Origin of the sequence: Streptomyces sp. 142MFCol3.1 (assembly GCF_000424945.1) — a bacterium.
Lineage (GTDB): Bacteria > Actinomycetota > Actinomycetes > Streptomycetales > Streptomycetaceae > Streptomyces > Streptomyces siamensis.
In genome coordinates this window covers 162,586-175,801 of the sequence record NZ_AUKV01000020.1, presented here as the reverse complement: position 1 = coordinate 175,801, position 13,216 = coordinate 162,586, and the positions used below count along the sequence as shown (strand labels likewise).

12 protein-coding genes are annotated in these 13,216 nt (G+C 70.2%); 6 read left to right on the top strand and 6 right to left on the bottom strand.

From position 1 onward, the window contains the following. Nucleotide 1: 1 nt before the first annotated feature. Complete coding sequence (gene tal / locus H305_RS0128320) at nt 2–1,120, bottom strand: transaldolase (protein WP_028803420.1); 1,119 nt, start codon at nt 1,118–1,120, stop codon at nt 2–4. Between the two features lie 34 nt (nt 1,121–1,154). Further along, nucleotides 1,155–3,242 carry a transketolase gene (gene tkt, locus H305_RS0128315; RefSeq protein WP_028803419.1) on the bottom strand — a complete coding sequence of 696 codons (2,088 nt, stop codon included), beginning with the start codon at nt 3,240–3,242 and terminating at the stop codon, nt 1,155–1,157. 355 nt (nt 3,243–3,597) lie between these two features. Here tkt and H305_RS0128310 point away from each other — a divergent pair, with 355 nt between their 5' ends. From H305_RS0128310 to H305_RS0128295, 4 genes are all read left to right on the top strand, one after another. Further along, nucleotides 3,598–4,584 carry a heme o synthase gene (locus tag H305_RS0128310; protein ID WP_028803418.1) on the top strand — a complete coding sequence of 329 codons (987 nt, stop codon included), beginning with the start codon at nt 3,598–3,600 and terminating at the stop codon, nt 4,582–4,584. Between the two features lie 95 nt (nt 4,585–4,679). Next, entirely contained in the window at nt 4,680–5,036 is a 357-nt protein-coding gene (locus tag H305_RS0128305) for a hypothetical protein (RefSeq protein ID WP_028803417.1), read from the top strand. A 99-nt stretch (nt 5,037–5,135) separates the two neighbouring features. Continuing rightward, nucleotides 5,136–6,242 (top strand): amidohydrolase family protein, encoded by a 1,107-nt coding sequence (locus H305_RS0128300; protein ID WP_028803416.1) that lies wholly within the window; start codon nt 5,136–5,138, stop codon nt 6,240–6,242. Between the two features lie 46 nt (nt 6,243–6,288). Beyond that, nucleotides 6,289–7,056, top strand: a complete 768-nt coding sequence (locus H305_RS0128295) for a nucleotidyltransferase domain-containing protein (protein ID WP_037765572.1) — start codon at nt 6,289–6,291, stop codon at nt 7,054–7,056. A 102-nt stretch (nt 7,057–7,158) separates the two neighbouring features. Here the strand turns inward: H305_RS0128295 and H305_RS0128290 are convergent, their stop codons facing one another. The 4 genes from H305_RS0128290 to H305_RS0128275 all read right to left on the bottom strand — a co-directional run bounded on the left by H305_RS0128290 (nt 7,159) and on the right by H305_RS0128275 (nt 10,851). Next, a complete protein-coding gene (locus tag H305_RS0128290) occupies nt 7,159–8,166 on the bottom strand; it encodes a COX15/CtaA family protein (RefSeq protein WP_037765570.1) in 1,008 nt (335 codons plus the stop codon). Nucleotides 8,167–8,220: 54 nt separating this feature from the next. After that, the gene (locus H305_RS0128285; protein ID WP_234021078.1) at nt 8,221–8,937 is read right to left on the bottom strand and encodes an ABC transporter permease; all 717 of its coding nucleotides are present in this window, start codon (nt 8,935–8,937) and stop codon (nt 8,221–8,223) included. Nucleotides 8,938–9,079: 142 nt separating this feature from the next. Beyond that, entirely contained in the window at nt 9,080–10,003 is a 924-nt protein-coding gene (locus H305_RS0128280; RefSeq protein ID WP_028803412.1) for an ABC transporter ATP-binding protein, read from the bottom strand. Nucleotides 10,004–10,014: 11 nt separating this feature from the next. Then, complete coding sequence (locus H305_RS0128275; RefSeq protein WP_028803411.1) at nt 10,015–10,851, bottom strand: aminoglycoside N(3)-acetyltransferase; 837 nt, start codon at nt 10,849–10,851, stop codon at nt 10,015–10,017. Nucleotides 10,852–11,011: 160 nt separating this feature from the next. On the opposite strand from H305_RS0128275, the gene H305_RS0128270 reads away from it, so the two are divergent. Both H305_RS0128270 and sufB read left to right on the top strand, forming a co-directional pair. Continuing rightward, entirely contained in the window at nt 11,012–11,740 is a 729-nt protein-coding gene (locus H305_RS0128270; RefSeq protein WP_028803410.1) for a helix-turn-helix transcriptional regulator, read from the top strand. Next, a complete protein-coding gene (sufB, locus tag H305_RS0128265; RefSeq protein ID WP_028803409.1) occupies nt 11,737–13,158 on the top strand; it encodes a Fe-S cluster assembly protein SufB in 1,422 nt (473 codons plus the stop codon). Before H305_RS0128270 ends, sufB begins: the two co-directional genes overlap by 4 nt. Nucleotides 13,159–13,216 lie beyond the last annotated feature (58 nt).

Genomic DNA, 13,216 nt, shown 5'->3' with positions numbered 1-13,216 from the left:
TTCAGCCCTCCGACGGGGCGAGGCGCTCAAGCTCCGCCTCGGTCGACTTGAGCAGGTCGTTCCAGGACGCCTCGAACTTCTCGACGCCCTCGTCCTCCAGGAGCTGGACCACGTCGTCGTACGAGATCCCGAGCTTCTCGACCGCGTCGAGTTCGGCGCGGGCCTGCTCGTACGTACCGGCGATCGCGTTGCCCCTGATCTGCCCGTGGTCCTCGGTGGCCACCAAAGTGGCCTCCGGCATGGTGTTCACCGTGTTCGGCGCCACCAGCTCGTCCACGTACAGGGTGTCCTTGTACGCCTTGTCCTTGACACCGGTGGAGGCCCACAGCGGACGCTGCTTGTTGGCCTGCGCCTTGTCCAGGGCCGCCCAGCGGTCGGAGGAGAAGACCTCCTCGTACGCCTGGTAGGCGAGCCGCGCGTTGGCGACGCCGGCCTTGCCGCGGGCGGCCTTGGCCTCGTCGGTGCCCAGCGCGTCGATGCGCTTGTCGATCTCGGTGTCCACGCGGGAGACGAAGAAGGACGCCACGGAGTGGATCTTCGACAGGTCCAGACCCCGCTCGCGGGCCTTCTCCAGACCGGCGATGTAGGCGTCCATCACCTCGCGGTAGCGCTCCAGCGAGAAGATCAGCGTGACGTTGACGCTGATGCCCCGGCCGATCGTCTCGGTGATCGCCGGGAGGCCCGCCTTGGTGGCCGGGATCTTGATCAGGGTGTTGGGACGGTCCACCAGCCAGGCCAGCTGCTTGGCCTCGGCGACGGTCGCCTTCGTGTTGTGCGCCAGACGCGGGTCGACCTCGATCGACACCCGGCCGTCCTGGCCGCCCGTCGCGTCGAAGACCGGGCGCAGGATGTCGGCGGCGTCGCGGACGTCCGCCGTCGTGATCATGCGGATCGCTTCCTCGACGGTCACCTTGCGGGCGGCGAGGTCCGCGAGCTGCTGCTCGTAACCGTCGCCGCTGCTGATCGCCTTCTGGAAGATCGACGGGTTGGTGGTGACGCCCACGACGTGCTGCTGGTCGATCAGCTCGGCGAGATTGCCGGACGTGATCCGCTTGCGCGACAGGTCGTCCAGCCAGATCGCGACGCCTTCCTCGGAGAGGCGCTTGAGTGCGTCTGTCATGGAAATTGCATCTCCTACGTGTCGTATTTCAGCGTCAGCGCTGGGCTGCGGCGATCGATTCCCGCGCTGCGGAGGCGACGTTCTCGGCGGTGAAACCGTATTCGCGGAAGAGCACCTTGCCGTCGGCCGAAGCGCCGAAGTGCTCCAGCGAGACGATGCGGCCGGCGTCCCCGACGAAGCGGTGCCACGTCAGACCGATACCCGCCTCGATCGCGACCCGCGCCTTCACCGACGGCGGCAGGACGCTGTTCCGGTACCCCTGGTCCTGCTCGTCGAACCACTCCACCGACGGCATGGACACGACCCGCGTCGGGACGCCCGCGGCCTGGAGCTGCTCGCGCGCCTCCACCGCGACGTGCACCTCGGAACCGGTGGCGATCAGGATGACCTCGGGCGTACCGCCCTCGGCCTCGAACAGCACGTAACCGCCCTTGGCGGCACCCTCGTTCGGCTCGTACGTCGGCACGCCCTGGCGGGTCAGCACCAGGCCGTGCGGGGCGCCCTTGCCGAACACCTTCGTGTAGCGCTTGAGGATCTCGCGCCACGCGATCGCGGTCTCGTTCGCGTCCGCGGGACGGACGACGTTCAGACCCGGGATGGCGCGCAGCGAGGCGATGTGCTCGACCGGCTGGTGGGTCGGGCCGTCCTCGCCCAGACCGATCGAGTCGTGCGTCCACACGTACGTGACCGGCAGGTGCATCAGCGCGGAAAGGCGCACCGAGTTGCGCATGTAGTCGGAGAAGGTGAGGAACGTACCGCCGTACACACGGGTATTGCCGTGCAGCGTGATTCCGTTCATCTCCGCGGCCATCGAATGCTCACGAATACCGAAGTGGATCGTGCGGCCGTACGGGTTCGCCTCCGGCAGCGGATTGTCCGCCGGCAGGAACGACGACGTCTTGTCGATGGTCGTGTTGTTCGAGCCGGCCAGGTCGGCGGAGCCGCCCCACAGCTCGGGGATGACGGCGCCGAGCGCCTGCAGAACCTTGCCGGACGCGGCACGCGTGGCCAGACCCTTGCCCGCCTCGAAGACCGGGAGCTTCTCCTCCCAGCCCGCCGGCAGCTCCGCCGCGGCGATGCGGTCGAACTCGGCCGCGCGCTCCGGGCTGGCGGTACGCCAGGCGGCGAAGCCCTTCTCCCACTCGGCCTTGGCCTCACGGCCCCGGTCGAGCGCCCCGCGCGTGTGGGCGAGGACCTCCTCGGAGACGTCGAACGACTTCTCCGGGTCGAAGCCCAGGACGCGCTTGGTGGCCGCGACCTCGTCGGCGCCGAGCGCCGAGCCGTGCGCCGCCTCGGTGTTCTGCGCGTTCGGGGCGGGCCACGCGATGATCGAGCGCATCGCGATGAACGACGGCTTGTCGGTGACCTTCTTCGCGGCCTCGATGGCGTTGTAGATCGCGTGCGGGTCCAGGTCGCCGTCCGGCTTCGGGGCGACGCGCTGCACGTGCCAGCCGTACGCCTCGTACCGCTTGACCGTGTCCTCGGAGACCGCGGTCTCCGTGTCGCCCTCGATCGAGATGTGGTTGTCGTCCCACAGCAGGATCAGGTTGCCGAGCTCCTGGTGGCCGGCCATCGAGGACGCCTCGGCGGAGATGCCTTCCTGGAGGCAGCCGTCGCCGGCGATGCAGTAGATGAAGTGGTCGAAGGGCGACTCGCCCTGCGCGGCGTCCGGGTCGAACAGGCCGCGCTCGTAGCGGGATGCCATGGCCATGCCCACGGCGTTGGCGACGCCCTGGCCGAGCGGACCGGTCGTCGTCTCGACGCCCTTCGTGTGCCCGTATTCCGGGTGGCCGGGGGTCTTGGAGCCCCAGGTGCGGAAGGACGCCAGGTCATCCAGCTCGAGGCCGAAGCCCGCCAGGTACAGCTGCGTGTAGAGCGTCAGGGACGAGTGGCCCGCGGACAGCACGAACCGGTCTCGCCCGACCCACTCGGGGTCCGCGGGGTCGTGTCGCATCACCTTCTGGAAGAGGGTGTACGCGGCCGGAGCCAGGCTCATCGCCGTGCCGGGATGGCCGTTGCCGACCTTCTGTACGGCGTCGGCGGCCAGGACGCGGGCGGTGTCCACGGCCCGCTGGTCCAGCTCGGTCCAGTCCAGGTCTGTGGTGGTCGGCTTGGTGCTCACCCTGGGTCAGGGCTCCTCTCCACATGTCACGCATGTCGAATACCGGTGCACTGGGCGCCCACCGGCGTTGTCGAGCCTACCCCCGTAAGTACGTGCGTTTTTTCGAGTCATTCCAGACTGCCGGGACTCTTCGGGATCCGCCTCCCGACTGGTCCGATCCGTGTCAGGCAACTGAATACGGAGCCGCCCGTCCGAGTGCTCAATCGAGTGCCGCTCGGCTCTTCCAGCGGCGCCGCCCAACACGACCCCACCCCCGCGAATGTCGGGGTCTGGGCAACGTCTACAGTGGCGTGGTACGCGCGAGCCTTTACCGGGACTTCACACGGGGAGGCTTGCTGGGATGTCTCTGTCAGGGGTGTGCGTGACGGCCGTCGAATCCCGTCCAGCGGGTGTGGGCACCTCCCGCGCCCTCAAGGCCGTGGGGGAGCTCGAGTCGAGCAGCAACCGGGGCCGGCGGCCGTTCGGGGCCCGCGTGAAAGCGTTCGTGGCGCTGACCAAGCCGCGCATCATCGAACTGCTGCTGATCACCACCGTTCCGGTGATGTTCTTGGCCCAGCAGGGGGTGCCCGACCTGAAGCTGGTGCTCCTCACCTGCCTCGGCGGCTATCTGTCCGCGGGCGGAGCCAACGCGCTGAACATGTACATCGACCGTGACATCGACGCCCTGATGGAGCGCACCTCGCAGCGCCCGCTGGTCACCGGCATGGTCAGCCCCCGCGAGTGCCTGGCCTTCGGCACCACGCTGGCGGTCGTCTCGACGCTCCTGTTCGGACTGACCGTCAACTGGCTGTCGGCATGGCTGTCGCTCGGCGCGCTCCTCTTCTACGTCGTCGTCTACACGATGATCCTCAAGCGCCGTACGTCGCAGAACATCGTGTGGGGCGGCATCGCGGGCTGTCTGCCGGTGCTCATCGGCTGGTCGTCCGTCACGAACTCCATGTCGTGGGCGCCGGTCATCCTCTTCCTCGTCATGTTCTTCTGGACGCCGCCGCACTACTGGCCGCTGTCCATGAAGGTCAAGGAGGACTACGCGCGCGTGGGCGTGCCGATGCTGCCGGTCGTCGCCAGCAACAAGGTGGTCGCCCGCCAGATCGTCATCTACAGCTGGGTGATGGTCGTGGTCTCCCTGCTCCTCACCCCGCTCGGCTACACCGGCTGGTTCTACACCGCGGTGGCCCTCGCGGCCGGCGGGTTCTGGCTGTGGGAGGCGCACGGTCTGCAGAACCGCGCCAAGGCCGAGGTGACGGGCGGGAAGCTCAAGGAGATGCGCCTGTTCCACTGGTCCATCACCTACGTCTCGATCCTCTTCGTCGCCGTCGCGGTCGACCCGTTCCTGCGCTGATTCCCCACTGACGACACACCACGGGTGGGGTGCGTGGCCAAGGCCACGCACCCCACCCGTCGCTGTTTGATCTACCCGTCGGTAGCATCCTGGCCATGGCAGACACGCAGCAGGTTGACGAGAGCAACGGCGCCCCCCAGGACGCCAAGGCCGAGCGCAAGGCGGCCAGGCTCGCCCAGCGGATCTCCGCGTTCTCCAAGGAGCACGGAGGGGCCGAGGGACAGGTCGCGTACATCGGGCAGAAGGGCGCCCGGATCGTCCTCGTCGGCGAGGACGGCGACTGGGGCGACCTCGTGGCACCCACCTACGCCATCGCCGAGCAGGCCGTGCAGAAGGCCGGGATCACCGTCCACGAGGATTTCGACGGGGAGTTCGCCGCCAAGGTGAGGACCGGCCGGTACGAGTGGACGCGGATGGCGGGCATCCAGGTCGGCGGACCGAGCAACGGCTGACAACCGTCGACCGTTCGTACGGGGTGTGCGAGAGCAACACCTGACACCCGGTTCACCCGTTAGGACCTGAGAAGACACGGTCCAGTCGCGGGAGTCCGGATGATCGAAACGCCGTCCCTCGTGGACCAGTACTGCCACGGCGTGCTGCGGACAGAGCTGGGCCTCGGCACGTTCGAGGCCCACCTTGCCCGGACCGAGGGGCCGCCGGCCCCCGGCACCACCCTCTTCGACACCCAGACGGGCTTCGCCGTACGCCGCTGGTGTCCACCCTTGCTGGGCCTGGAACCGCACTGCCCGCCGGCCCGCTATCTCGCACGGCGGCGCGAGCTCGGCGTACTGGAGTCGGGCCGCAGACTGCTGCGCGGCAGCGGCATCACGACCTATCTCGTGGACACCGGACTGCCCGGCGACCTCACCGGGCCCGACGAGATGGCCTCCGCCGGCGCCGCCCGGGCGCACGAGATCGTCCGGCTGGAGCTCCTCGCCGAGCAGGTCGCCGACACCTCCGGCACCGTCGAGTCCTTTCTCGCCAATCTCGCCGAGTCCGTCCACGGCGCCGCCGGGAACGCGGTGGCCTTCACGTCCGTGGCCGGAGTGCGGCACGGTCTGTCGCTCGCGCCGGAACCGCCCGGCCCCGGGGAGGTGCGGGGCGCCGCGGGACGCTGGCTGACGGGCCGCCGCGTGGGCGGGACGCTCAGCGATCCGGTGCTGCTGCGCCACCTGCTGTGGATCGCGGTCGCCTCGGGCCTGCCCCTGCAACTCCACGCCGGACTCGGCGAACCGGGCCTGCGCATCGACCGTACGGACCCGGTCCTGCTCACGGACTTCGTGCGTGCCACGGCCGGCCTGGGCACCGATCTCGTCCTGTTGCACGGCTACCCGTACCACCGGCACGCGGCTCATCTCGCGGGTGTCTTCCCGCACGTGTACGCGGATCTCGGCGCCGCTCTGGTCCGTACCGGGGCGCGGGCGGCGGCCGTCCTGTCCGAGATCCTGGAGCTGGCGCCCTTCGGCAAGCTCGTGTTCTCCAGCGGCGCGCACGGTCTGCCCGAGCTGCACGTGGTGGGTGCCCGGCTGTTCCGGGAGGCGCTGGCGCGGGTGCTCGGCACCTGGGTCGCCGAGGGCGCGTGGTCGCCGGCCGACGCGCAGCGGGTGGCCGGCCTGATCGCCGCGGGCAACGCGCAGCGGGTCTACGGGGTCGAATAGCGCGACACCCTTTCACCGGTCGGTGCGGGCACTCCAGACTGTGCGGATGACCGACGACGACGCCACCACCCGGTTACTGGACCGCTTCCGCACCGATCTGCGGCCCTTCGCCCCGGTCGCCCTCTGGGCGCACGGCTCGCTGGCCGGGGGCGACTACCAGGAAGGGCACAGCGACCTCGACCTGATCGCGGTCCTGGAAGGGCCTCTCACGCTGCGCACGCTGCGCGGACTGACCCGGCTGCACCGGCGTCTGCGCACCGCCGAACCGCTGGCCGTGAAGCTGCACTGCAGCTATCTGACCCCCGGCAGCACGGCCGGCGCGGGACTGTCGCACGTCACCTGGGCGCACAACGGGCTGATGAGGCGGCCGGTCACCCCGGTCACACGCCGCGAGCTCCAGGCGTTCGGCCTCGTCCTGCACGGTGAGCCGCCCGAAGAACTGCTGTCGCCCGTGCCGGACGCGGAGCTGCGTGCCTTCGTCGTGCGCGACCAGAAGGAGTTCTGGCGGCCCGCGCTCGACAAGGCCCGGCGGTGGGAGCAGGACGTGTGGGTCGACCTCGGCATGGTCACCTTCGCGCGGGCGACGGTCACGCTGGAGGACGGGCGTCTGATCTCCAAGCGTGAGGCCCTGGAGCTGCTGCCGGGCCTCGGCGCACCCGGCGTCGTCGTCGACGACATCCGGCGGCGGCGCTACGGCGACCCGGCGCCGCACGCCGACGGGTGGGCGGCACGGCGGGCCGGCCTGACGCGGAGTTTCCTGGGCCCGGCGATCGACGGTCTGGTGGCCGCGTACGAGCCCGTCACGCGCGGTTGACGGCCCTCCGTCGCGCGTGGCTGACGCCGTCACGCGCGGTTGAGACCTGTACCCGCCGACGAGGGGCCGCGGCTCACGTGCGCGTGGGCCGCGGCGCGGGGCTCACGCGCGGGTGAGTGCCGACTCCGCCGAGGGGCCGGGCAGGTCGGCGACGGCGTCCGGGCGTTCGCGCAGCGAGAGCAGGACGCGCAGCACCGCGATCCAGACCAGGCAGGACCCGAGCATGTGGAGGCCGACCAGTGCCTCGGGCAGGTCCGTGAAGTACTGGACATAGCCGATGACGCCCTGGGCGAGCAGCACGAGGAACAGGTCACGGGTCCGGTGCAGCGGGCCCTTGGGGGCGTCGACAGCCTTGAGCACGAACCACAGGGCGAAGGTGAGCGTCACCACGATCCAGGCCAGCACGGCATGCAGCTTGGCCACGTTCTCCCAGCCGACGTGCATGCGGTCGACCTCGCTCGAGTCACCGGCGTGGGGGCCCGCACCGGTGACGACCGTGCCGACCGCGATCAGCAGGACTGCGGCGGCGACCAGGAACCACACGAGCTGCTGCACCGACTTGCCGACGAGCGGACGCGCCTCGGCGTCGCCCTCGCGGGTGCGCTGCCACATGAGGGCCGCGACGGTGATGAGCGCGGTGGAGAGCAGGAAGTGGGCGGCGACCGTGTACGGGTTGAGGCCGACCAGGACGACGATGCCGCCGAGGATCGCGTTGCTCATGACGATCCAGAACTGCGCCCAGCCGAGCCGGGTGAGGCTGCGCCGCCACGGCTTCTGCGAGCGGGCGGCGATGATCGCCCAGCCGACGGCCGCGCACAGCACGTACGTCAGCATGCGGTTGCCGAACTCGATGGCGCCGTGGAAGCCCATCGCGCTCGTGGCGGTGAGCGAGTCGTCGGTGCACTTCGGCCAGGTCGGACAGCCGAGGCCGGAGCCGGTGAGCCGTACGGCGCCACCGGTGACCACGATGACGACCGCCATCACGAGCGCGGCGAGGGCCGCGCGCCGGACGGTCCGGGACGTCGGGGTCCAGCGTCCGGCGATGAAGGCGAGGGGGTTGCGCACCGCGCTGATCGCGTCGGCTCGGGTCACGTTTGGCACGCACACCATCGTAGGGGGCCGCTTGTGCACGTCTTCACGAGGGCCCCGCACCCGGGCATGGCGCTACTCCCAGCGGAAGAACCGGCCCGCCGCGGCGAGGCCCACGACGGCCCACCCGGCGAGGATGCCGAGGTCGCCCCACGGCATGCCCGCCCCGTGCTGGAGCACGTCGCGCAGCCCGTCGGAGAGCGCGGAGATCGGCAGCAGGCCGAGGACGTCCTGGGCGCCGGACGGGAACCTGTCGAGCGGCACGACGACCCCGCCGCCGACCAGCAGGAGCAGGAAGACGAGGTTGGCGGCGGCCAGCGTCGCCTCCGCCTTCAGCGTGCCCGCCATGAGCAGGCCGAGTCCGGAGAAGGCGGCCGTGCCCAGCACGAGCAGGAGCAGCACGGCGAGGGGGTTGCCGTGCGGCGACCAGCCCAGCGCGAAGGCGATCACCGTGAGCAGCACGACCTGGAGGACCTCGGTGACCAGGACCGACACGGTCTTCGCGGCCATCAGGCCCCAGCGGGGCAGCGGGGAGGACGCGAGCCGCTTGAGGACGCCGTAGCGCCGCTCGAAGCCGGTGGCGATGGCCTGCCCGGTGAACGCGGTCGACATCACGGCGAGCGCGAGGATGCCCGGCGCGAGGAAGTCGACCGCCTCGCCCTTGCCGGTGTCGACGACGTCGACCGAGCTGAACAGCACCAGCAGGAGCGTCGGGATGACGACCGTCAGCAGGAGCTGCTCGCCGTTGCGGAGCAGCATCTTCGTCTCCAGCGCCGCCTGCGTGCCGATCATGCGGGGCAGCGGTGCGGCGCCGGGCTTGGGCGTGTAGGTGCCGGCGGTGGTCACGAACGCAGCTCCTCGCCGGTCGGTTCGAGACCGTGTCCTGCCGGGGGGCGAACCCCGGACCCCCGGCCGACGTAGAGGCGAACCCGGGTCATGCGCGCAGCTCCTTGCCGGTCAGTTCGAGGAAGACGTCTTCGAGGGTGTGGCGCTCGACGGAGATCTTCTCCGGCAGCACGCCGTGCTGGGCGCACCACGAGGTCACGGTCGCCAGCAGCTGGGGGTCCACCTTGCCGGTGACCCGGTAGGCGCCGGGCGTCAGCTCGGCGGCCGTGCAGTCCGCGGGCAGGGCCTTCAGCAGGGAGGCCACGTCGAGTCCGGGGCGGCCGGTGAACCGCAGGGTGTTCTCGGCGCCGCCCCGGCACAGCTCCTCGGGGGTGCCGTGGGCGATGACCCTGCCGGTGTCGATGATCGCGACGTCGTCGGCGAGCTGCTCCGCCTCGTCCATGTGGTGGGTGGTGAGGATGACGGAGACACCGTCGTCGCGCAGGTCGCGGACAAGGTCCCAGGTCGCGTGGCGGGCCTGGGGGTCGAGGCCGGCGCTCGGCTCGTCGAGGAAGACCAGCTCGGGGCGGCCGACCACGGCCATGGCGAGGGCGAGGCGCTGCTGCTGGCCGCCGGACAGGCGCCGGTAGCTGGTACGGCCGCAGCTGCCGAGGCCGAGCCGCTCGATGAGGGTGTCCACGTCGAGGGGGTGCGCGTGCAGCCGGGCCACGTGGCGGAGCATCTCGTCGGCACGGGCGCCGGAGTAGACGCCGCCGGACTGGAGCATGACGCCGATGCGGGGGCGCAGCGCGGCGGCATCCCGGACCGGGTCGAGGCCGAGGACACGCACGGTGCCCGAGTCGGGTCTGCGGTAGCCCTCGCAGGTCTCGACGGTGGTGGTCTTGCCGGCGCCGTTGGGGCCGAGTACGGCGGTGATGCCCGCCTCGGCCACCAGGTCGAGGCCGTCCACCGCGGTCTTCGTGCCGTACCGCTTCACCAGGGCCTGGACCTGGACGACGGGCTCGCTTCGCATGAGGCGCAATTCTAGGGACGTCGTCGGGGTGCCGGGGCGCCGGGGGCCGTATCGACCGCGAGCTCGCGCGGGCGGTGCAGCGCGAGCCAGCGCTCCGCGTACGCCACGGCGTCGGCGACCGGGAAGAGCCGGGCGACGGCGGCGCCCACGGTGCCCCGGACGACGGGGCGGTCCCGTTCGTAGTCGGAGCCGAGCGCGTCGAACCCGTCCGAGGTGATCGACACCTCACGGACCGTCCGCCAGCCCTGGGGGGACGGCCGCCCCACGTCGACGACGGGCGACGCGATGCGGTACTCGGCCAGATGGAAGCTCGTGCAGGTGTCGTAGCCGGCCCCCAGCAGCAGGACGCGGGCGCCGTCGGCCTCCAGGCGGGCCAGCGGGCTCCGCTCGCCGAGCCGGCAGTCGGGCGCGTGGCCGTCGAGGATCGCCGCGGCGCGTGGACCGAGCGCCGCGAACGAGGTCTCCGGGTGCGCGCTGCGCAGGGCGCCCGGCCAGGTGCGCACGGTCTCCGGGATCACGCCGACGCCCCGGCTGGGGGTCACCCGCGGGTCGTACACGGGCATGGTGGCGCGGATGGTCGCCCACCACTCCTCGGGCACGGGCGGATTGCTCCACAGCGCCGGGTCGGACAGGTCGCCGGACTGCGTGGGGACCACCAGGGTGCCGTCGGGACCGAGCGTGTCGAGCAGTGCCTGGACGGCGGCGACCGGGCCTCCGTTCACCCAGCCGAGGGCGCTGAGCGAGGAGTGCACGAGAAGTGTCTCCCCGGGCCGCACCCCGAGCGTGCGAAAGTCCGCGGCGAGGGTGTCCCGCGTGACGAGTGGGCCGGTCGGAGGGGGTATGGGCATGGTTCGGGAGTCTCCCGGACGGCCTGGCCCGGCGCCACCGAATTGATCGATCAAAGATCGTTTCCGCAGGTCATCTTAGGTATACCTAAGTGATGCACGGCACCGCCGACTGTCGGGGCGCGGCTTGTCAGGCTCTGAGGAATTACGCAACAATGGCGTTGTGAAAAACGTTGGCGAGGCTCCGCGAGAGGATCTCGCGGCCGGGTTGCCCACACGCAACCGGGTCGCGCGGTCCATCCTGGACCACGGCCCGTCGACCGTGGCCGACCTCGCCGGGCGGCTGGAGCTGACCCAGGCCGCCGTGCGTCGCCACCTCGACGCACTCGTCGCCGACGACGTCGTGGTCGCGCGCGAGCAGCGGGTCTACGGAGCGCGCACCCGCGGCCGTCCCGCCAAGGTGTTCGCCCTGACCGACTGCGGCCGGGACGCCTTCGACCAGTCCTACGACAAGCTCGCCGCCGACGCCCTGAGCTGGATCGCGGCCCGCGAGGGCGGGGACGAGGCGGTCCTCTCCTTCGCCCGCGCCCGGATCGCCGCGCAGGCCCGCGCCTACCGCGAGGCCGTCGACGCCGCGGACCCCGAGGAGCGCACCGAAGCGCTGGCCAAGGCCTTGAGCGCCGACGGGTACGCTGCTACGGCGCGCAGCGCGCCGCACCCCCAGCGGGGCGAGCAGCTCTGCCAGCACCACTGCCCCGTCGCCCACGTCGCCGAGCAGTTCCCGCAGTTGTGCGAGGCGGAGACCGAGTTCTTCTCCCAGTTGCTCGGCACGCACGTCCAGCGGCTGGCGACCATCGCCCACGGCGACGGGGTGTGCACCACCTTCATCCCCAAGATTTCCAAGAACACCGACAACGCATCTGCAAGCACGGCCGGGAGGAACCCCGCATGACTCTCCCCACGGAGACTGCCCACCCCGAACTCGAGGGTCTGGGCAAGTACGAATACGGCTGGGCCGACTCCGACGAGGCCGGCGCCTCTGCCAAGCGCGGTCTGAGCGAGGAAGTCGTCCGGGACATCTCGGCCAAGAAGAACGAGCCGGAGTGGATGACCAAGCTCCGCCTCAAGGGCCTGCGTCTCTTCGACAAGAAGCCCATGCCCAACTGGGGCTCGGACCTGTCGGGCATCGACTTCGACAACATCAAGTACTTCGTACGTTCCACGGAGAAGCAGGCGGAGTCCTGGGAGGACCTGCCCGAGGACATCAAGAACACGTACGACAAGCTCGGCATCCCGGAGGCGGAGAAGCAGCGTCTCGTCGCCGGTGTCGCGGCCCAGTACGAGTCCGAGGTCGTCTACCACCAGATCCGCGAGGACCTGGAGGAACAGGGCGTCATCTTCCTGGACACCGACACGGCGCTGAAGGAGCACCCGGAGCTCTTCAAGGAGTACTTCGGCACCGTCATCCCCGTCGGTGACAACAAGTTCGCCTCGCTGAACACGGCCGTGTGGTCGGGCGGCTCGTTCATCTACGTGCCGAAGGGCGTGCACGTCGAGATCCCGCTCCAGGCCTACTTCCGTATCAACACGGAGAACATGGGCCAGTTCGAGCGGACGCTGATCATCGTCGACGAGGACGCCTACGTCCACTACGTCGAGGGTTGTACGGCGCCGATCTACAAGTCGGACTCTCTGCACTCCGCGGTGGTCGAGATCATCGTGAAGAAGGGCGCCCGCTGCCGCTACACGACCATCCAGAACTGGTCGAACAACGTCTACAACCTGGTCACCAAGCGCGCCGTGGCGTACGAGGGCGCGACCATGGAGTGGATCGACGGCAACATCGGCTCCAAGGTCACCATGAAGTACCCGGCCGTCTACCTGATGGGCGAGCACGCCAAGGGCGAGACCCTGTCCATCGCCTTCGCGGGCGAGGGCCAGCACCAGGACGCCGGCTCCAAGATGGTCCACATGGCGCCGAACACCTCGTCGAACATCGTCTCCAAGTCGGTGGCGCGCGGCGGCGGCCGTACCTCGTACCGCGGTCTGGTCGAGATCGGCGAGGGCGCGGCCGGCTCGAAGTCGAACGTGCTGTGCGACGCGCTGCTCGTCGACACCATCTCCCGCTCCGACACGTACCCGTACGTCGACGTCCGTGAGGACGACGTGTCCATGGGCCACGAGGCGACCGTCTCCAAGGTCTCCGAGGACCAGCTCTTCTATCTGATGAGCCGTGGTCTGACCGAGTTCGAGGCGATGGCGATGATCGTGCGCGGCTTCGTCGAGCCGATCGCCAAGGAACTGCCCATGGAGTACGCCCTCGAGCTCAACCGGCTGATCGAGCTGCAGATGGAAGGCGCGGTCGGCTAGGACCGCCCCCTCGACAGCAGCCAGCAATTTCTGACGCAGGAAGAGAGCAGACCGACAG